16 protein-coding genes are annotated in these 21,813 nt (G+C 50.2%); 15 read left to right on the top strand and 1 reads right to left on the bottom strand.

Annotation, left to right across the window (positions count from 1 at the left end; translation table 11 throughout):
• Positions 1-221 precede the first annotated feature (221 nt).
• From dxs to DXD78_RS01140, 14 genes are all read left to right on the top strand, one after another.
• Positions 222-2,129, top strand: a complete 1,908-nt coding sequence (gene dxs / locus DXD78_RS01205; RefSeq protein ID WP_034528851.1) for a 1-deoxy-D-xylulose-5-phosphate synthase — start codon at positions 222-224, stop codon at positions 2,127-2,129.
• An 88-nt stretch (positions 2,130-2,217) separates the two neighbouring features.
• Positions 2,218-3,558 carry a Trk system potassium transporter TrkA gene (gene trkA / locus DXD78_RS01200; RefSeq protein ID WP_009037154.1) on the top strand — a complete coding sequence of 447 codons (1,341 nt, stop codon included), beginning with the start codon at positions 2,218-2,220 and terminating at the stop codon, positions 3,556-3,558.
• Positions 3,559-3,579: 21 nt separating this feature from the next.
• Positions 3,580-5,031: a TrkH family potassium uptake protein gene (locus tag DXD78_RS01195; protein ID WP_117652462.1), complete on the top strand. Its 1,452-nt coding sequence runs from the start codon at positions 3,580-3,582 to the stop codon at positions 5,029-5,031.
• 103 nt (positions 5,032-5,134) lie between these two features.
• Entirely contained in the window at positions 5,135-5,506 is a 372-nt protein-coding gene (locus DXD78_RS01190) for a hypothetical protein (RefSeq protein ID WP_016274120.1), read from the top strand.
• Between the two features lie 110 nt (positions 5,507-5,616).
• Positions 5,617-5,967: an NADH-quinone oxidoreductase subunit A gene (locus DXD78_RS01185; RefSeq protein ID WP_005823956.1), complete on the top strand. Its 351-nt coding sequence runs from the start codon at positions 5,617-5,619 to the stop codon at positions 5,965-5,967.
• Complete coding sequence (locus DXD78_RS01180; RefSeq protein ID WP_005823959.1) at positions 5,958-6,539, top strand: NADH-quinone oxidoreductase subunit B; 582 nt, start codon at positions 5,958-5,960, stop codon at positions 6,537-6,539. The genes DXD78_RS01185 and DXD78_RS01180 overlap by 10 nt, the downstream gene beginning before the upstream one ends.
• Positions 6,540-6,554: 15 nt before the next feature.
• Positions 6,555-8,144, top strand: coding sequence for an NADH-quinone oxidoreductase subunit D (locus tag DXD78_RS01175; RefSeq protein WP_117652461.1), 1,590 nt, complete (start codon positions 6,555-6,557; stop codon positions 8,142-8,144).
• A gap of 133 nt (positions 8,145-8,277) precedes the next feature.
• Positions 8,278-9,354: an NADH-quinone oxidoreductase subunit NuoH gene (gene nuoH, locus DXD78_RS01170; RefSeq protein WP_117652473.1), complete on the top strand. Its 1,077-nt coding sequence runs from the start codon at positions 8,278-8,280 to the stop codon at positions 9,352-9,354.
• Positions 9,355-9,411: 57 nt separating this feature from the next.
• Positions 9,412-9,915 carry a 4Fe-4S binding protein gene (locus DXD78_RS01165; RefSeq protein ID WP_009037157.1) on the top strand — a complete coding sequence of 168 codons (504 nt, stop codon included), beginning with the start codon at positions 9,412-9,414 and terminating at the stop codon, positions 9,913-9,915.
• Between the two features lie 30 nt (positions 9,916-9,945).
• Positions 9,946-10,458 carry an NADH-quinone oxidoreductase subunit J gene (locus DXD78_RS01160; protein ID WP_005823970.1) on the top strand — a complete coding sequence of 171 codons (513 nt, stop codon included), beginning with the start codon at positions 9,946-9,948 and terminating at the stop codon, positions 10,456-10,458.
• A gap of 5 nt (positions 10,459-10,463) precedes the next feature.
• A complete protein-coding gene (gene nuoK, locus DXD78_RS01155; RefSeq protein WP_005823972.1) occupies positions 10,464-10,772 on the top strand; it encodes an NADH-quinone oxidoreductase subunit NuoK in 309 nt (102 codons plus the stop codon).
• Positions 10,773-10,830: 58 nt separating this feature from the next.
• Positions 10,831-12,744 carry an NADH-quinone oxidoreductase subunit L gene (gene nuoL, locus DXD78_RS01150; RefSeq protein WP_009037158.1) on the top strand — a complete coding sequence of 638 codons (1,914 nt, stop codon included), beginning with the start codon at positions 10,831-10,833 and terminating at the stop codon, positions 12,742-12,744.
• Positions 12,745-12,795: 51 nt separating this feature from the next.
• Positions 12,796-14,280: a NuoM family protein gene (locus tag DXD78_RS01145; protein ID WP_005823976.1), complete on the top strand. Its 1,485-nt coding sequence runs from the start codon at positions 12,796-12,798 to the stop codon at positions 14,278-14,280.
• 121 nt (positions 14,281-14,401) lie between these two features.
• Positions 14,402-15,841: an NADH-quinone oxidoreductase subunit N gene (locus tag DXD78_RS01140; protein ID WP_005823978.1), complete on the top strand. Its 1,440-nt coding sequence runs from the start codon at positions 14,402-14,404 to the stop codon at positions 15,839-15,841.
• A gap of 135 nt (positions 15,842-15,976) precedes the next feature.
• Here the strand turns inward: DXD78_RS01140 and DXD78_RS01135 are convergent, their stop codons facing one another.
• Positions 15,977-18,760: an ATP-binding protein gene (locus tag DXD78_RS01135; protein WP_022402329.1), complete on the bottom strand. Its 2,784-nt coding sequence runs from the start codon at positions 18,758-18,760 to the stop codon at positions 15,977-15,979.
• A 234-nt stretch (positions 18,761-18,994) separates the two neighbouring features.
• Here DXD78_RS01135 and DXD78_RS01130 point away from each other — a divergent pair, with 234 nt between their 5' ends.
• Positions 18,995-21,700 (top strand): TonB-dependent receptor, encoded by a 2,706-nt coding sequence (locus tag DXD78_RS01130; RefSeq protein WP_009037160.1) that lies wholly within the window; start codon positions 18,995-18,997, stop codon positions 21,698-21,700.
• Positions 21,701-21,813 lie beyond the last annotated feature (113 nt).

The raw sequence follows: 21,813 nt of genomic DNA, 5'->3' as shown, positions 1-21,813 counted from the left end.
AACGATTTTTCCCCTAGGATGGAACAATATTTTCTCCATGGAGGAACGATTTACCATCAGGTATCTTTTCCCTTAACCATAGGCAGGCTGAACGAGAAATGTGGCGTATGCAAAGAGAAAGTAAAAACCGAAGTGAACAAAAGAGGCTTTTTTTCCTTCTAAAACTTCCCGTCATCCGTTTTCTTTTGCTATTTTTGCATTTTGTAATCTTCAGATTAGAAATGAGAACAGAACCAACAACATATAACTTGCTTAACACCATTACATTTCCCGAGGATTTACGCCGACTCAGCGTAGAAGAGCTTCCTGAAGTCTGTGAAGAATTGAGGCAAGACATTATAAAGGAGGTTTCGTGTAACCCCGGACATTTCGCTGCCAGCCTGGGCACGGTAGAGCTGACCGTTGCCTTGCACTATGTATTCAATACTCCGTACGACCGCATAGTCTGGGATGTAGGCCATCAGGCGTACGGGCACAAGATACTGACCGGACGCCGTGAAGCATTCTCCACCAACCGTAAATTCAAGGGAGTTCGTCCTTTTCCCTCACCAGAGGAAAGCGATTATGACACATTCACCTGCGGACATGCGTCAAATTCAATCTCCGCCGCCCTTGGCATGGCTGTTGCCGCTGCCGAAAAAGGCGAGAAGGACCGCCATGTGGTCGCCGTCATCGGTGATGGAAGCATGAGCGGCGGCCTGGCTTTCGAAGGACTGAACAACGCTTCGTCTACCCCTAACAACCTTCTTATCATTCTCAACGACAATGATATGTCGATAGACAGAAGTGTAGGCGGCATGAAGCAGTACCTTTTCAACTTGACTACCAGCAACCGCTATAACCAGCTGCGCTTCAAGACATCCAGACTGCTGTTCAAAATGGGACTTTTGAACGAGGACCGCCGCAAAGCGCTGATTCGCTTCGCCAACAGTCTGAAATCAATGGCCGCCCAGCAGCAGAATATCTTTGAAGGGATGAACATCCGCTACTTCGGCCCTATCAACGGACACGATGTGAAAAACATAGCCCGTGTCCTACGGGACATTAAAGATATGCAGGGACCGAAAATACTGCATCTGCACACTGTAAAAGGAAAAGGATTCGAACCTGCCGAGAAGAATCCCGATATCTGGCATGCACCGGGCAAGTTCGATCCGGAAACCGGAGAACGCCTCAAGGTGGACACCAGCAATTTGCCTCCGCTTTTCCAGGACGTGTTTGGGGAAACGCTGGTAGAACTGGCAAAGGAAAATCCGAAAATCGTCGGAGTAACCCCCGCCATGCCCACCGGCTGCTCCATGAACAAGCTGATGGACACCATGCCCGACCGTGCCTTCGATGTGGGTATTGCCGAAGGGCATGCAGCCACTTTCTCGGGCGGTATGGCTAAAGAAGGAATGCAACCTTTCTGCAACATCTACTCCTCCTTCATGCAGCGGGCATACGATAATGTCATCCATGACATCGCCCTGCTCCGCCTCCCCGTCGTACTTTGCCTGGACCGCGCCGGACTGGTAGGAGAAGACGGACCGACACACCACGGAGTTTTCGACCTGGCCTATTTCCGTCCGATTCCCAACCTGACCATATCTTCACCGATGGACGAACATGAATTGCGCCGTCTGATGTACACGGCACAGTTACCGGACCAAGGTCCGTTCGTCATCCGCTATCCCCGCGGACGCGGCGTATTGCTGGATTGGAAATGTCCGCTGGAAGAAATCCCCGTAGGCAAAGGGCGTAAACTGAAAGAAGGCAAAGACCTGGCAGTCATCAGCCTCGGTCCCATAGGCAACGTAGCCGCACGTGCCATAGAGCGTGCGGAGAAGGACAAAGGAATCTCCATAGCCCACTACGACCTGCGTTTTCTCAAGCCGCTCGACGAAGCGCTGCTGCACGAGGTAGGACTCAACTTCCAGCATGTTGTCACTATAGAAGACGGTGTCAAAAAAGGAGGAATGGGCAGTGCCGTACTGGAGTTCATGGCAGACAATGACTATATTCCCCATATCAGGCGTATCGGTGTACCCGATGCCTTCATAGAACACGGCACCATACAAGAGTTGTATCATCTTTGCGAAATGGACGAAGAAGGAATTTATACATTATTAATTAAGAATGAGGAATGAGGAATGAAGAATTCAGCTACGCGATGCAAGCACGCCGCATGGCAAATTCTTCATTCTTCATTCCTCATTCTTCATTTCCATAAAGAAAGTGAAAATAATTATTGCAGGTGCCGGCGCAGTAGGCACACACTTGGCCAAATTGCTGTCCCGCGAGAAGCAGGACATCATTCTGATGGACGACAACGAAGACAAGTTGAGCACACTGAACTCCAACTTTGACTTGATGACGGCTACGGCCTCCCCTACCTCCATAAAAGGCTTGAAAGAAGTGGGAGTGGGAGAGGCAGACTTGTTCATAGCCGTCACCCCCGATGAAAGCCGGAACATGACCGCATGCATGCTGGCAAACAATCTGGGAGCACAAAAGACCGTAGCCCGTATTGACAACTACGAATACCTGCTGCCCAAAAACAAGGAATTTTTCCAGAAGCTGGGTGTCGATTCACTCATCTATCCGGAAATGCTTGCCGCCAAAGAAATCGTGTCCTCCATCCGCATGAGCTGGGTACGCCAATGGTGGGAATTCTGCGGAGGAGCCTTGATACTGATAGGTACCAAGATGCGCGAAAAAGCCGAGATACTGAACATCCCCCTCCACGAACTGGGTGGACCGGAGCTGCCCTATCACGTGGTAGCCATCAAACGGGGAAGCGAGACACTGATTCCCCGTGGTGACGATACCATCAAGCTACATGACATCGTATACTTTACCACCACACGAAAATACGTCCCCTACATCCGCAAAATAGCCGGCAAGGAAGATTATGCCGATGTGCGCAACGTGATGATTATGGGTGGAAGCCGGATTGCCGTACGAACCGCCCAATATGTCCCGGACTACATGCAGGTGAAAATCGTGGACAACGACCTGAACCGCTGCAACCGCCTGACCGAGCTGCTTGACGACCGTACCATGATTATCAATGGCGACGGACGGGATATGGACCTGCTTGTGGAAGAGGGACTGAAAAATACGGAAGCCTTCGTTGCCTTGACCGGCAACTCGGAGACTAATATCCTGGCCTGCCTTGCCGCCAAACGCATGGGAGTCAGCAAAACCGTAGCGGAAGTGGAGAACATCGACTACATAGGCATGGCCGAAAGCCTTGACATCGGCACCGTCATCAACAAAAAGATGATTGCTGCCAGCCACATCTACCAGATGATGCTGGATGCGGACGTCAGCAACGTGAAATGCCTGACCTTTGCCAATGCCGATGTAGCAGAATTTACCGTTAAGGCCGGCTCGAAGATTACCAAACATCCGGTAAAAGACCTCGGCCTCCCGAAAGGAGCCACCATCGGCGGACTTATCCGCCAGGGGGAAGGCGTTGTGGTTATGGGTAACACCCTGATACAGCCGGGTGACCATGTAGTGGTATTCTGCCTGAACATGATGATTAAGAAAATCGAAAAATACTTTAACTAATTGAGAATGAGTAGTTGGTAAATGATTAACTTCAAGACAATCATACGGATTATCGGTATTCTGCTATTGCTGGAAACAGTCATGTTTCTGGTCTGTTCGGGCGTGTCCTTCTACTACAGAGAAAGCGATATGCTCGACTTCTGGAAAGCAGGAGGCATCACAGCAGGGGTAGGCTTATTGCTGGCGGCTCTCGGCAAGGGAGGTGAACGGCAACTGACGCGCCGTGACGGATATGTACTGGTCAGCTTTGCCTGGGTGGCATTCTCTCTTTTCGGAATGCTGCCTTTCTATATAGGCAGATACATACCCGACATTGCCAATGCATTCTTCGAAACCATGTCCGGTTTCAGCAGTACGGGTGCCACCATCTTGGACGACATCGAGTCACTTCCTCATGGAATACTGTTCTGGCGCAGTATGACACAGTGGATTGGCGGCTTGGGAATCATCATGTTCACCATTGCAGTGCTTCCCATCTTCGGAGTCAGTGGCCTGCAGGTGTTCGCCGCCGAGGCAAGCGGCCCTACACATGACAAGGTTCATCCCCGTATCGGTATCACCGCCAAATGGATTTGGAGTATCTATGCCGGCATAACCGCTCTGCTTGTCGGCCTGCTGATGCTTGGAGGTATGGACTGGTTCGACAGTATCTGCCATGCATTTGCCACTACCGGTACCGGTGGCTTCTCCACCAAGCAGGCCAGCGTTGCCTACTACAATTCTCCTTATATAGAATATGTCATCTCCATTTTCATGTTTATCTCCGGCATCAACTTCACCTTGCTATTATTGTTCGTCAACCGGAAATTCAAGAAGTTCATCAGCAATGCCGAGCTGAAATTCTATTTCGGTTCAGTTGTGCTCTTCACTGCCGTCATAGCCATCGTACTTTACTATACCAGTCCCATGGGGATGGAAGAATCCTTCCGCAAATCCTTGTTCCAAGTAATTTCCCTCCATACATCCACCGGTTTTGCGACAGATGACTACATGCAATGGACACCCGTCCTGTGGGGGCTGCTTACCATCATCATGCTGATGGGGGCGTGTGCAGGCAGTACCACCGGAGGCTTGAAGTGTATACGTATGGTAATTCTTACCAAAGTCTCACGAAACGAGTTCAAACACATCCTACACCCCAATGCCATACTTCCGGTACGGATAAACAAGCAGGTAATCTCTCCCTCCATTGTCTCCACCGTACTGGCTTTTTGTTTTATTTATATCGCCATTATAGTCATCGGCACACTGCTCATGATGGCTATGGGTGTCGGGGCTGAAGAATCAATGGGCTGCGTCATTTCCAGTATCGGTAATATGGGACCCGGATTGGGTGAAACCGGACCTGCCTATTCGTGGAATGCCCTGCCCGATGCAGCTAAATGGCTGTTATCCTTTTTAATGCTTCTGGGTCGTCTTGAGTTATTTACCGTACTGCTGCTTTTCACACCGGATTTCTGGAAACGGAATTGATTTAGGATAAAAAGTGTAAAAATAATCATTTTTTGTTATGCGGGGATAGCAAATTGAACAATACTTATTATATCTTTGCGCCCTTGAAAGAGAGAATTGTGGTATGAAGCAATGCATTAAATACTGTTTAATCATAATCTTTGCAGCCCTATTGCACGACAGTGCAACCGGAGCTGTAGACATTTTGTGCGTTCCTGCCACCCGACAAGCAGAATGCTGCACGCTGTCACAAGCTCCTACCACCCAACAAGCAGTCCAGAAGTTCTACGACTTGTTTTCACCAAACTCCCTCTGCATAGAACATGTAGACCATACGCAAGTACCAACCAACAAAAACGTACTCCTGCGCATGTACATCTACAAGATGCAGCAGCATGCCTATGCACCGGAATGCGACCGTTTGTTGAATCTGTCTCCGCATCCCGTACCCGACGCGAACTATTACGTGTTCGGGCTAAGAAAGATTATCATTTAGAAGGCCTGCAAGCGCAGACGCTTGCCCCTGACTCGCCGGACAACAATTCAGAGGTTTTGTCCTCCGGTGCGATGTATCTATTATTATATATCTAAAATCTTATCAGGTTTATGAACTTTACTTTGTTAGTGGTCGTCTTATTGACGGCAATCGCTTTCGTGGGTATCGTCATCGCGCTCTCCAATGCGATAGCACCCCGTTCGTACAATGCACAGAAGATGGAGCCGTACGAGTGTGGTATCCCTACCCGCGGTAAATCGTGGATGCAATTCCGGGTAGGTTACTATCTGTTTGCCATCTTGTTCCTGATGTTCGAAGTGGAAACGGTATTTCTGTTCCCTTGGGCAGTCATCACCCGCGAACTTGGCGTGGCAGGACTTTTCAGTGTTTTATTTTTCCTGATTATATTGATTCTGGGCCTTGCTTATGCCTGGAGGAAAGGAGCTTTGGAATGGAAGTAACAAAGAAGCCGAAAATTAAATCTATCCCTTATGAGGAGTTTACAGACAACGAAACGTTGGAGAAACTGGTTCGGGAACTTAATGCCGGAGGCGCCAATGTCGCCCTTGGCGTACTGGACGACTTCGTCAACTGGGGACGCAGCAACTCACTGTGGCCTCTTACGTTTGCAACCAGCTGTTGCGGTATCGAATTCATGGCCCTCGGCGCAGCCCGCTACGATATGGCGCGCTTCGGGTTCGAGGTAGCCCGTGCCAGTCCGCGCCAGGCAGACATGATTATGGTTTGCGGAACAATAACCAACAAGATGGCTCCCGTTCTGAAACGTCTTTACGACCAGATGGCCGATCCGAAATATGTAGTAGCCGTAGGCGGCTGTGCCGTCAGCGGAGGCCCGTTCAAGAAATCCTATCACGTGGTGAACGGTGTGGACAAGATTCTGCCGGTGGATGTCTACATTCCCGGTTGTCCTCCGCGTCCGGAAGCATTCTACTACGGCATGATGCAATTGCAGCGTAAAGTGAAAATAGAGAAATACTTCGGTGGAGTAAACAGAAAAGAAGAGAACCACTAATCAGTACTTAAAAATATGGAAATAAAATACATAGAGCCCTCAGTCCTGCACGACGAAATGCTGCGTCTGCGGAAAGAGAAACAAATGGACTTCCTGGAATGCCTCAGCGGTATGGATTGGGGAATACCCGACGAGAAAGACGCACCGGACACCCCCCGCGGACTCGGCGTAGTCTATCTGTTGGGATCTACTGTTACCGGCGAACGGATAGCGGTACGCACCGCCACTCTAAACCGGGAACATCCCGAACTTCCTTCCGTCAGCGATATCTGGAAAGCTGCGGATTTCAACGAGCGCGAAGTCTACGACTTTTACGGCATCGTTTTCATCGGTCATCCGGATATGCGCCGACTCTATCTGCGCAATGACTGGGTAGGCTATCCCATGCGTAAAGACAATGAGCCGGAAAAAGATAATCCGTTGCGTATGGACAACGAAGAAACGGTGGACACTACCATGGAATTGGAGCTGAATCCCGACGGTAGCATCAAAAATAAGGAGATGCAACTTTTCGGTGATGAGGAATATGTGGTGAACATCGGTCCCCAACATCCGGCCACCCACGGCGTAATGCGCTTCCGTGTATCATTGGAGGGTGAAATCATCGACAAGATTGATGCCAACTGCGGCTACATCCACCGGGGTATCGAGAAGATGTGCGAAAGCCTGACCTATCCGCAGACCTTGGCTCTGACCGACCGTCTGGACTACCTGGGCGCACACCAGAACCGCCATGCCTTGTGCATGTGTATCGAAAAGGCAATGGGCGTGGAAGTAAGCGAACGCGTGCAGTACATACGTACCATCATGGACGAGTTGCAGCGAATAGACTCTCACCTGCTGTTCTATTCTTGTCTTGCTATGGACCTGGGTGCATTAACGGCCTTCTTCTACGGTTTCCGCGACCGCGAAAAGATACTCGACATCTTTGAGGAAACTTGCGGCGGACGCCTCATCATGAACTACAACACCATCGGTGGCGTGCAGGCAGACATTGCTCCCGGCTTCGTAAAGAAAGTGAAGGAGTTTATCCCCTACCTCCGCGGTATCCTACACGAATATCACGACGTATTCACCGGGAACATCATTGCCCAGCAACGTCTGAAAGGTGTGGGTATACTCTCACGGGAAGATGCCATCGCCTTTGGAGCTACCGGAGGCACCGGACGCGCCAGCGGATGGGCCTGCGACGTGCGTAAGCGTATGCCATATGCCGTATATGACAAGGTGGACTTTAAAGAAATCATCCGCACCGAAGGCGATTCATGGGCACGCTACCTTATCCGTATGGATGAAATTCTGGAGAGCCTGAAGATTATCGAGCAACTGATAGACAACATCCCGGAAGGAGCCTACCAGGAAAAGATGAAACCTATTATCCGCGTACCGGAAGGCACTTATTATGCAGCCGTAGAAGGTAGCCGCGGTGAGTTCGGCGTCTTCCTCGAAAGCCATGGCGACAAGATGCCTTACCGCCTGCATTTCCGCAGTACGGGCTTGCCATTGGTATCGACCGTAAATACGATTTGCCGCGGAGCTAAAATCGCCGACCTTATTGCCATTGGCGGAACATTGGATTATGTAGTACCAGATATTGACAGATAAAAGGATTTACGATTTGACAATTTACAATTTACCATGCGGAATTACAGCGCAGCCAAATTGTAAATTGTACATTGTAAATCAAAAAGCGCCTCGTAAATTGTACATTGTAAATAGTAAATAGTAAATGAACAACGTGTTTGACTTTAGTATAATAACCAACTGGATACACCAGATGCTGACTTCCCTGATGCCGGAAGGTCTGGCAATATTCCTCGAATGCGTGGTGATTGGCGTATGCATCATCTTGATGTATGCCGTGCTTGCCATCATCCTGATTTACATGGAGCGTAAAATATGCGCCTTCTTCCAATGCCGCCTCGGTCCGATGCGCGTGGGGAAATGGGGATTGCTCCAAGTGCCCTGCGACGTCATCAAGATGTTGACAAAGGAAATCATTGATTTGAAATTCTCTGACCGGTTCCTCTACAATCTGGCACCGTTCATGGTAATCATCGCTTCTTTCCTGACATTTGCCTGCCTGCCCATCAACAAGGGATTGGAGGTATTGGACTTCAATGTAGGAGTGTTCTTCCTGCTGGCTGCATCGAGTATCGGCGTAGTGGGTATCCTGCTGGCAGGCTGGAGTTCCAACAATAAATTCTCGCTGATTGGAGCCATGCGAAGCGGTGCGCAGATTATCAGCTACGAGTTGTCCTGCGGATTGAGCATACTGACAATGGTAGTGTTGATGGGAACCATGCAGTTCTCCGAAATAGTAGAAGGACAAGCTGACGGCTGGTTCATCTTCAAGGGACATATCCCTGCATTGATAGCCTTCATCATCTACCTCATTGCCGGAAATGCGGAAACCAACCGCGGTCCCTTCGACTTGCCCGAAGCCGAAAGCGAGTTGACTGCCGGATACCATACGGAATACAGCGGTATGGGCTTCGGATTCTTCTATCTGGCAGAATATTTGAATCTGTTTATCGTAGCCTCCGTGGCAGCCACCATCTTCCTGGGAGGCTGGATGCCGCTACACATCGTAGGCCTGGACGGCTTCAACGCAGTGATGGATTACATTCCGGGATTTGTATGGTTCTTCGGAAAGGCCTTCTTCGTAGTCTTCCTGCTGATGTGGATAAAGTGGACCTTCCCCCGCCTGCGTATTGACCAGATTCTGAATCTGGAGTGGAAGTACCTGGTACCCATCTCTATGGTGAACTTGATTTTGATGGTATTAATTGTAGTATTTAAATTGCATTTCTAACCGGCGTAGCGCCGGAGCAAGATTTCCTTGCGGATAATTTTAATAAAGGCAAAAGTAATGAAAGAAAAGAACTCTTATATCGGCGGACTCATACACGGCGTCACTTCTCTGCTGACAGGTATGAAGACAACCATGACCGTATTCTGCCGACGAAAGACTACCGAACAATATCCGGAAAACCGCTCGACATTGAAACTCTCCGACCGTTTCCGTGGCACGCTGACCATGCCCCATAATGATAAAAATGAACATCGGTGTGTAGCTTGCGGTTTGTGCCAGATGGCTTGTCCCAACGACACCATCAAGGTGACCGGCGAGATGGTTGAAACGGAAGACGGTAAGAAAAAGAAGATATTGGTTAAGTACGAATACGACCTCGGTTCGTGCATGTTCTGCCAACTCTGTGTGAATGCCTGCCCTCACGATGCCATCACGTTCGACCAGGATTTTGAGCATGCAGTGTTCGACCGCACGAAACTGGTCATGACGCTGAACCGTCCAGGCAGCCATGTAGAAGAAAAAAAGAAACCCGCTACTCCCAAAGAAGAGACAACAAAGTAATTCGTTAATAGTAACTTGTAATTAAACAACATGGAAATAACTCTTGAAACAGTAGTATTCTACTTCCTTGCGGCCTTTATCACCGTATTTTCCATCTTGACGGTAACGACCCACCGCATGGTGCGCTCGGCCACCTACCTGCTGTTCGTGCTTTTCGGTACGGCAGGCATCTACTTTCTGCTGGGTTACACCTTCCTCGGTTCCGTGCAGATTATGGTCTATGCCGGCGGTATCGTAGTGCTTTACGTCTTCTCCATACTGCTTACCAGTGGCGAAGGCGATGTCATCGAGAAGTTAAAGCGTAGCAGGTTCCTTGCCGGACTGGGTGCCACCGTGGGCGGTGCCATCATCGTAGTATTCATCACTTTGAAGCATAAGTTCATTGCCACCACCGACGTGGAGCCTTTGGAAGTCAACATCAAGACCATCGGTCACCACATGCTGAGCGGTGACAAGTATGGTTATCTGCTTCCCTTCGAAGCTGTCAGCATCTTGTTATTGGCATGTATCGTAGGTGGATTATTAATAGCACGTAAAAGATAAGAATTATGATACACATGGAATATTATCTGATAGTTTCGGCTATCATGTTCTTCGCAGGCATCTACGGGTTCTTCACCCGCCGCAACACGCTGGCGATACTTATCAGCATCGAGCTGATACTGAATGCCACGGACATCAACTTTGCTGTATTCAACCGTTTCCTATTCCCCGGAGGACTGGAAGGATATTTCTTCTCTTTATTCTCCATCGCCATCTCGGCGGCCGAAACGGCTGTAGCCATTGCCATCATGATTAACATCTACCGCAACATCCGCAGCATCCAGGTGAACAAACTGGATGAGATGAAGTGGTAAGAGCAAGAATCGCCAAGCGATGTTTCTTGAATAGTAATAATTGATAAACATAGTATATATGGAATATACAATATTAATCCTTCTACTCCCTTTCCTCTCTTTCCTCGCTCTGGGACTTGGAGGTAAATGGATGTCACACCGCACTGCCGGCCTTATCGGAACTGCGGCACTGAGTGTGGTCGCAGTGCTTTCCTATCTCACCGCAGGAATGTACTTCAGCGCTCCCCGCCTTGCCGATGGTACGTACGAGGCGCTGATGCCCTATAACTTCAAATGGCTGCCTTTCACAGAAAGCCTCAGTATCGACATGGGTATCCTACTCGACCCGATTTCGGTTATGATGCTCGTGGTCATCAGTACCGTTTCGCTGCTGGTACACATATACTCTTTCGGCTACATGAAGGGCGAACGCGGTTTCCAGCGTTACTACGCCTTCCTGTCGCTCTTCACCATGTCCATGCTCGGACTGGTAGTAGCAACGAATATCTTCCAGATGTATCTGTTCTGGGAGTTGGTGGGCGTGTCCTCCTATCTGCTGATTGGTTTCTACTATACGAAACCCGCAGCTATTGCTGCTTCGAAGAAAGCATTTATCGTTACCCGTTTTGCTGACCTAGGTTTCCTTATAGGTATCCTTGTCTATGGATATTATGCCGGCACATACACCTTCAGCCCCAATGAGATGGCGCTGGCAAAGGGCGGTGCGGCCATGATTCCGCTTGCCTTGGGACTGATGTTCATCGGTGGCGCCGGAAAGAGTGCCATGTTCCCGTTGCACATCTGGCTGCCCGATGCCATGGAAGGTCCTACGCCAGTCAGTGCACTGATTCATGCCGCCACGATGGTGGTTGCAGGGGTCTATCTGGTGGCACGCATGTTCCCGTTGTTCATAGAGTATGCTCCCAGCGTGCTGCACATCGTGGCATACGTAGGAGCTTTCACGGCATTCTATGCCGCCAGTGTGGCATGTGTGCAGAGTGATATCAAACGTGTACTGGCATTCTCCACCATCTCCCAAATCGGTTTCATGATGGTGGCGCTGGGTGTATGTACATCAACCGACCCGCACGAAGGGGGACTGGGCTACATGGCAGGCATGTTCCACTTGTTCACACATGCCATGTTCAAGGCATTGCTGTTCCTCGGAGCGGGTAGCATCATCCATGCCGTACACAGTAACGAGATGTCTGCCATGGGTGGACTGCGGAAGTATATGCCCATTACGCATATCACGTTCCTCATCGCATGTCTCGCCATTGCAGGTATCCCGCCGTTCTCCGGATTCTTCTCCAAAGATGAAATCCTGACGGCATGCTTCCTGTTCAGCCCCACTATGGGATGGATTATGACAGTGATTGCAGGTATGACAGCATTCTATATGTTCCGTCTTTATTATGGTATCTTTTGGGCCGGCTCAGAGCCGGGACAAAAGTCGGCAAGTGATGGGGGCGACAGCCACGTGCCTCACCCCCACGAGAGTCCACTGGCGATGACCCTGCCCCTGATGCTCCTGGCTGTTGTTACGATAGTTGCCGGTTTCATTCCTTTCGGACACTTCATCAGTTCCAACGGTGAAGCATATAACATCCATCTGGATTGGAGTGTGGCAGGTACAAGTATCGCCGTAGCGGTGGTTTCCATAGCCATTGCCACCTACATCTATGCAGGTAGCCGGCAACCCGTTGCCGATACATTGGCACACCGTTTCAAAGGCTTGTGGACAGCAGCTTACCACCGCTTCTATCTGGACGAGGTCTACCAGTTCATCACCCACCGCATCATCTTCGGCTGCATCTGCCACCCCATTGCATGGTGGGACCGCCACGTGGTCGACGGTTTCTTCAACTTCCTTGCCTGGGGGGCTGAAGCTACCAGTGAAGAGATACGCGGCCTGCAAAGCGGACGCATCCAGCAATATACATTTGTATTCCTGCTGGGCACGCTGGCACTGATACTGCTACTATTGCTATAACCCGAGATTTTTCAATCGTAAATCGTAAATCGTTAAATCGTAAATATAAAGATGAACTTTTTATCATTATTCGTACTCATCCCCTTGCTGATGTTGCTGGGTCTTTGGCTCAGCCGCAACATCGCACAAATACGCGCGGTGATGGTGACCGGTGCATCGGCTCTGCTGGTTCTTTCTGCAGCATTGACCGTGATGTACCTCAATGCACGCCACGCTGGTGCCACGGATGAAATGCTGTTCCGTGCCGACATGGTCTGGTATCCTGCACTCAACATCCACTATTCGGTAGGAGTAGACGGTATTTCGGTAGCCATGCTGCTGCTTTCGGCCATCATTGTCTTTACCGGAACATTCGCCTCCTGGAGGCTGCAACCGCTGACTAAAGAATATTTCCTTTGGTTCACCTTCCTCTCCATCGGTGTGTTCGGGTTCTTCATCTCGATAGACCTGTTCACCATGTTCATGTTCTACGAGGTTGCCCTCATTCCCATGTATCTGCTTATCGGTGTATGGGGGTCGGGACGCAAGGAGTACTCCGCCATGAAGCTGACACTGATGCTGATGGGCGGCTCCGCCTTCCTGCTTATCGGTATCCTGGGTATCTACTACGGTGCCGGAGCCACCTCTATGAACCTATTGGAAATAGCACAGATGCACAATATTCCCATCGAACAGCAACGTATCTGGTTCCCGCTCACCTTCCTCGGTTTCGGTGTGCTGGGCGCTCTGTTCCCGTTCCACACATGGAGCCCCGACGGTCACGCCTCCGCACCGACTGCCGTATCCATGCTCCATGCCGGTGTATTGATGAAACTGGGAGGTTACGGATGTTTCCGCATAGCCATGTACCTGATGCCCGAAGCTGCACAAGAACTGGGATGGATATTCCTGATTCTTACCGGAATCTCCGTGGTATACGGTGCATTCTCCGCTTGTGTACAAACCGACTTGAAGTATATCAATGCCTACTCTTCCGTCAGCCATTGCGGCCTGGTGTTGTTCGCCATCCTGATGATGAACCAGACAGCTTGCACGGGTGCCGTTCTGCAGATGCTCTCTCACGGACTGATGACAGCCTTGTTCTTCGCCCTTATCGGTATGATATACGGACGTACCCATACGCGTGACGTCCGCGAACTCTCCGGTCTGATGAAGATTATGCCTTTTCTGGCTGTCTGCTATGTAATCGCCGGTCTTGCCAATCTGGGACTGCCCGGACTCAGCGGTTTCATTGCCGAAATGACCATCTTCACCGGTTCGTTCCAGCATCCCGATACGTTCCACCGCGTGTGGACGGTCATTGCATGCAGCTCCATCGTGATTACGGCAGTCTATATCCTGCGACTGGTAGGAAAGATTCTCTATGGCACCTGCACTAACAAGCATCACCTCACCTTGAGCGATGCAACCTGGGACGAACGTACAGCGGTCATCATCCTCATCGCATGCGTTGCCGCCCTCGGTATGGCACCATGGTGGATTAGCGGCATGATTGGAGACAGCGTGCTGCCAATAACTGATTTATTTACGATTTGACGATTTACGATTGATAAATGACTTGTAAATCCCAAGAGTAACCTCAATCGTAAATCGTAAAATCGTAAATCCCAAGAGTAATTTCAATCGTAAATCGTAAATCGTAAAATCGTAAATAGATATGGATTATTCCCAATTCCTCCTGCTCAAAGAAGAGCTTTCGCTGATATTGGTCATCGTCATCCTTTTTGTCGCCGACCTCTTCATGAGTCCGGATGCACACAAGAATGACGGCAAACCGGTGCTGAACACAATGCTGCCCGTTGCTCTGCTGACCATACACACACTTATCACCATCGTTCCCGGTCCTGTGGCAGATGCTTTCGGCGGCATGTATCACAATCAGCCGATACAGAGCATCGTGAAATCCATCCTCAGTATAGGTACACTGATTGTATTCCTGATGGCGCACGAATGGATGCGCCGTCCAGACACTGCCATCAAACAAGGTGAGTTCTACATTCTGACACTTTCCACCCTGCTGGGTATGTACTTCATGATTTCTGCCGGACACTTCCTGATGTTCTTCATCGGACTGGAGACGGCAAGCATCCCAATGGCAGCGCTGGTTGCCTTCGACAAATACCGCCACCACTCTGCCGAGGCAGGTGCCAAATATATTCTCACGGCACTGTTCTCCAGCGGATTGCTGCTATACGGATTATCTTTGATTTACGGTACGGTAGGCACTCTCTACTTTGCCGACATACCGGCACGCCTCACCGGCGACCCGTTGCAGATTATGGCATTCGTATTCTTCTTCTCCGGCATGGGATTCAAAATATCACTGGTGCCTTTCCATCTTTGGACAGCAGACGTTTACGAAGGCGCTCCAAGTACGGTAACCGCTTATTTAAGCGTTATCTCCAAAGGCTCTGCCGCTTTCGTGCTGATGACTATCCTCATCAAGGTATTCGCCCCGATGGTAGCTCAATGGCAAGAAGTGCTCTACTGGATCATCATCGCCTCTATCACGCTTGCCAATCTCTTCGCCTTGCGTCAGCAGAACTTGAAACGATTGATGGCTTTTTCCAGTATCTCGCAGGCAGGTTATATCATGCTGGGTATTATCAGCGGCACTTCACAAGGTATGACTTCATTGGTCTTTTATGTATTGATTTACATGTTTGCCAACCTCAGCGTATTTACAGTCATCACGATTGTAGCCCTGCGTGCCCATAAATTCACGCTCGACGACTACAACGGGCTGTACAATACCAATCCAAAGCTCGCTTTCCTGATGACCTTAGCCTTGTTCTCTCTGGCAGGCATCCCGCCGTTTGCGGGCTTCTTCTCGAAGTTCTTCATCTTTGCGGCAGCTTTCGAAGGCGGCTTCCATCTGCTGGTATTCATTGCCCTTATCAATACAATCATCTCGCTTTATTACTATCTGAAGATTGTAAAGGCAATGTACATCAACAAGAGCGACGAGCCGATTGCAGCATTCCGCAGTGACAACTATACACGTGCCAGCCTGGCCATTTGCACGCTGGGTATTGTGGTACTGAGTATTGCAAGTGTGGTATATCAATCCATCGATAAGTTCTCATTCGGATTATAACCGGAGGGTATCATCACTTACCACAAATTACACAGATTGGCACAAATCATCTTTAGAAGTTCTGATAATCAAGAGCTTTGACTTGTGTTAATCTGCATAATTTGTGGTGAGTGTGTATTTTAGCACATTTCCATACTATACAATCGGCAGCACAAACCAAAAGCATGAGCCTTTCCCCGGTTCACTGTCCACACCGATTGTGCCACCCAACTGCTCTATAATGCTCTTGCTGATAGAAAGCCCCAGGCCGGTGCCATGCACAAACGTATTCAGCTTTATAAAACGGTCGAATATCTGAGCCTGCATTTCCGGCTCAATGCCAAGGCCCGTATCGGCCACATAAAAACGCAAATGAGTTTCATCCACCTTATCATATCCTACACGTATACTTCCCGCAGTGGTGAACTTGATGGCATTGTTGACAAAGTTGGCTATGACCTGATTCAAACGGTTACGGTCACTGACAATCCGGCATTCCGGCAGATGATGGTCGAAGAGAACTTCCACACCCGGTTTAGCCTTCATCTTCATGAAGCGCACAATGTCCTCACATAGTACGTTCACGTCCAGCTCTTTTTCCACAAAGTCAAATGTCCCGGCCTCTATCTTGGACAAATCCAGTATGTCGGAAATCAGCTGCAACAGCAGGTCATTGTTTTCTTCGATAATCGCCATATACTGCCTTTTTTCCTCCATGTCCCCGGTCTCTCCCATCAGACTGGAGAAACCGACAATCGCATTCAGGGGCGTACGTATCTCATGACTCATATTGGCAAGGAAGGCACTCTTCAGACGGTCGGCGGTTTCTGCCTTCTCCTTGGCTTCAATCAGCATAGCCTCCGTCTCCTTCAATTCCGTAATGTCATAGTTGACGCCTATCAGCTCTATTTGTCCGTTCTCCGGTTCGAACAGATTGACAACCACATTGGTACGTACCCAGTTCCATTTTCCCTTTTCGCCCGGACGCTCAATGCGCATCTCTCCCTGGAAATGTTTGGCTTCGCCCACACGGGCCTTACTGAAGAAATCAAGCATCCTCCTGCGGTCACTGGGGTACATCTTGCTGTATATTCCCACGACATCTGCCAATTGGGTATTCTCGTCCTCTCCCATATTCTTATACCATTGCTTGATGGCATAGCCTTTCCGGTCGAGCAGGTTCAGCTTGGCATAACCTACCTTCGCATAATCCGATATAAGCAGGAAGAAATTCTCGAAATCACAGATACGGCTCATGGCATCAATCCGTTCCGTATTGTCGATGTTAATCATGGCATAGCCGGTAAAGTTACCTTTACTGTCATACACCTTGCTCACTTTCGTATAAAGATGTATCACATCCTTCGGCTGTTTGGAAGTGGAGTAATACCCTTCAGTCCGGTCGAAAGCATAATTCAGGCGGAAGTCGACCATATCCTCGGTCTGTATACGTTCTGCCAATTGGGCGGACACATTCGGGTTCTCGAATAAGTTCACTCCAATGACATCCTGTTTGTCACGGACCCCGAATATCTCCATATCCTTATTGTTGATGTCTACCAGGAATCCGTCTTTGTCATAGATTTCCACCCCGGCCGGTATATTGGCAAAGATATTCTTGAACAGTTTTTCGCTATGGTCCAAAGCCAGATGAGTCTGTACCGAGTCTGTCGTATCGAGGAATAACGCCACCACTTCATTCTTTTCCGGAGAGTATATCACCACGTGGCAGTGCTTGTTGGTGAGCTCAAAACACATGTCCATTTCCTTATGTGTCCCGGTGTTCACTATATCAAGCAGATATTCCAGTCTGGGGGCCGCCTCCCTTGAAAAAGACGAGGCAGTCTTGCCGATAAACGTCGACGCGGGTTTTCCCAGAAAATCGGCAAAGATAGAATTCGCATCTGTCACATAATACCCGTAGGGATTGTCCTTTTCATCACAGACAATGGACATCCGCACATACCCCAAAGGCATATAGCGGAACAAATTGCTGAGGAAAGTACGTTCACGCACAGCCTCATCCTTCGTTTTGCGCAACTCTATGCAAATGCTGATGACATTTGCCAACGAACTAAACCATTGGTAATCCTCGTTAGTCCACATTCGGGTACGGTCCACCAAATCAATGCCCATATATCCCCACACCTGGTCATTGGCAACCAGCGGAGTTACCATCAAGGACTTTATATTCTGTCTCGCCAGAATTTCATATTCGGCGTAAGCGTGCTCCGGCAGTTGCCCCAGCGTTTCCAGCAGAACGGGCTTTTGTGCCATAATCTGTGACGTCCACCACGGCAAGCTGTCAGCCTGGACTCCCTGAAGCATTTCTTTCTCAGGAGCCACTCCCGGAGCCACCACCTCGTATGTGCAGCTCTGGTACCGGCACTTCTCATCGTATTGGAATATATAGACACGCCCGCCGCGAAAGAAATCGAGAATATCTTTCAGTATGTCGTAAATGCCCGCACTGATATCCTCGTCTTTCAGGAAACGGAATAAGGAATGGGATATTGAGGTCTGCCGATAAAGCAAATTGTTCACTCTTTGCAAAGCCTGCTTCGCAGCTTCCTCCTTCGGCATCTCTACGCGCTGCAACACTCCGAAAGCCTTCAATGTACCATCCGGCAAATGCTCCTTATACCCCACGCGCGAGTAGACCCAGACCACTCCTTCAGTAGAATAGATAGGAAACGTCTGTTCATAGACCTCCATATTCTGAATGGCAAGGAACTCCCGGCTGATACGCGTCCGATAGTCTTCGCGTATCATTTTACCGAAATCCTCAAAGCTCAGGTATTCCCCTTCCAAGCCTAACAACTTACAGACATATTCGGAGCAGAGATACTGCCTTGAAGAAAAATCAGCCTCCCACCAACCTATCCGGCCAAGAATGGAAAGGCGCCGGAAACGTTCACTATCGTCACGATGAACAGCCATATATTTATCAATATTGGTTTGAGATACAAAAATAGCCATAAAACTCTAATAAGCAACCATTAGAAACCTTTTTCGTCCCAAGCAGCCTATATATAAGGATAACAAACAATCCGGAAGAATGTGCGGTAACCAAATCGTAATAGATTTGAAAATGAAACGTATGTTCCATGTATCACCGGTGTAATGTCATTGCCTCATCTTTGCAGCGGATTAAAAAACGTACAAAGAAAAGAGATGAGCATGAAATTAGACTTGGGAAAGATTTTCTTCCTTATTTTATTCCTCACACTTTCCGTCATGGCTGCCACGGCGGGAACCATCAAAGGGACAATCACCGACCGACAAACCAAAGAACCGCTGACGGGAGCCACCGTGCAAGTGAGCGGAACGGCACAAGGCGCCGTCGCCGATTTGGATGGTAACTATACACTGGAGCTGAAAAACGGAACCTATACCCTCACCGTCCGTTACATCGGCTACAAAGACATGACGATAAATGCCGTAGAGATAAAGGGTGAAACCGTGCTGAACTTCGACATGGAGCCGGACACGCAAACCTTGGGCGAAGTGCAGGTCACCGCCAAGAAGAACCTTGAGGGCGAACGCGCCTTGCAGATGGAACGGCAAAAAGCGACCCTCGCCATCGAGAACCTCGGTTCCAAAGAGATGTCCCTCAAAGGCATCGGCAATGTGGAAGAAGGAGTAAAGAAAATAACGGGCATCTCCATCGCCAGCGCCGGACAACTTATCGTCCGCGGACTGGGCGACCGCTACAGCACCACCACGCTGAACGGACTGCCCATCGCCTCGCCCAACCCGGACAACAAGCTGGTGCCGCTCGACCTGTTCCCCTCGTCCACCGTACAGAACATCACCGTCAGCAAGGTGTATGACGCAGCCGCCTTTGCCGACTACAGCGGTGCGCACATCAACATCAGCACCAAAGAAAACATACCGCAAGATTTCTTCCAACTGAGCCTCAACACGGGCGGGAAGTTCAACACCTTAGGCAAAGACCGCTATCAGATGGACCGCAGCGGCTCGCTCCTGAAGACACCCAGAGTGGACGCAGCCGCCCTCGGCATGCCCCTGATGGAGTTTGACAAATACGTGAAGACCCGCAATATCTTCGATACCTCCTTCAGCGCCGGCAAGAAGAGTTCGTTACCCGAACTGGGCGGGAACCTCGGCTTCGGCAAGAACTTCGGTATAGGCAACCAGACACTCAGCCTGCTCGCCTCCTTCAGCGCCAGCAACGGCTACCAAAACATGGAAGATGCCTTCTACAAGACACTCGAGGCCACCGGCACCGTGCAGGACGACTTCTCCTACGACAGCTTTGCGCAGGAACTGAAGCTCGCCGCCCTCGGCTACCTGGGCTACACCCTGCGCCGGAGCGACCGCATAGGCTACACTTTCTTCTACGCCCGCAACGCCATCGACACCTACCAGCGCCGCGAAGGTACTGATGCCGAAGGACACGAGCTGACCGGCAGCAACAACATCATGCACATATACACCCTGCAAAACCATCAACTGAACGGAATCCATAACTTCGGCGAGAGCGACAGGTGGCAACTGACCTGGGGAGGCTCGTACAGCAAGACCGGTAGCGAAGAACCCGACCGCCGCCAAGTGATGTACGTCAAGGACAACGACGGCAGCCTCAGGCTCTTCAAGCTGAACCGCCAAGAGACCATGCGCTACTTCGGCAGCCTGGACGAAGAAGAGTGGAACGCCAACCTCGCCATGCGCTGGAAGTGGAACGACACCAGCCACCTCAAGCTCGGCTTCAACTACAAGGACAAGAACCGCGACTACAGCGCTACCCGCTTCTACTACAACCTGAACAAGCTGGACCCCGTCATCACCGACATCTACAACACCGACGGCTTCCTCAACCAGCAGAACATTGCCGACGGACAAATCATGGTACAGCGTGTGATGCAGCCCAAAGACAGCTACCGCGCCGGAAACGAAATCTACTCCGCCTACCTGCTGACCGACTTCTATCCCACCGAAGCCCTCCTGGTGAACCTCGGCCTGCGCTACGAAATGAGCAAGCAATGGGTGCGCTACGCCAGCGACGGCGGCGACTGGTACTCCCGTCGGCGCAATTTAGACAAGAACGACCTCTTCCCCGCCCTGAACCTGAAATATGCGGTGAACCCCGCCAACAGCATCCGCTTCTCTGCCTCGCGCACCGTCACCCGTCCCTCGTTCATCGAGATGGCACCCTTCCTCTACCAAGAGTCCTACGGTTCGGCACAAATCCGCGGTAACGAAGAGTTGCAGAACGGTTACAACTACAACTTCGACCTACGTTACGAACGCTTCGGCAAGGACGGCGACATGCTCTCCGTGACCGGCTACTTCAAATACCTCGACAGCCCTATCGAACGCATCCAAGACCTGCAAGGCGGCGCCACGCTGCACAGCTTCAAGAATGCCGACAACGGCATGGCTGCCGGCGTGGAGCTGGAGATGCGCAAACGGCTCGTCAAAGACCTGCGCCTAGGTGCCAACATCAGTTACATGTACACCAACGTGAAGCTGCCCCAAAGCGGTGCCTACACCAACAAGGAACGTTCGCTGCAAGGCGCATCGCCCATACTTGCCAATGCCGACCTCACCTACTCGCCGCGCTTCGGTGAAGACAGGCAACTCAACCTCGCCCTGCTCTACAACCTGCAAGGCAGCCGCATCCATGCGGTAGGCGTGTCGGGTCTGGGCGATGTCAGGCAACAGACGCTGCACACGTTGAACTTCAGCGCCGGATATAGCCTGAACAAGCACTTCAGCCTGAAGCTGCAAGTGAACGACCTGCTGAACCGCGATGTCATCTTCAAGCAAGATGTGCCCACCACGGGGCAGGAGATGGAAGTGGAACGCTACCGCAAGGGAACGAACTTCGAGGTGGGAATAAGCTACAACCTATAAAGCCCCCGCCCTCCCCCTGAAGGGAACGGAGAACACTCTTTGACAAACAAGCAGATTTAAGAGAATCAATCTGAATGACAGACAGATAAATTGGATATAACAACTAAAACAAT

It is taken from the genome of Bacteroides sp. D20 (assembly GCF_003436255.1).
In the GTDB taxonomy this organism is placed as follows: Bacteria; Bacteroidota; Bacteroidia; order Bacteroidales; family Bacteroidaceae; genus Bacteroides; species Bacteroides uniformis.
This window is presented reverse-complemented; position numbering and strand designations above follow the sequence as displayed.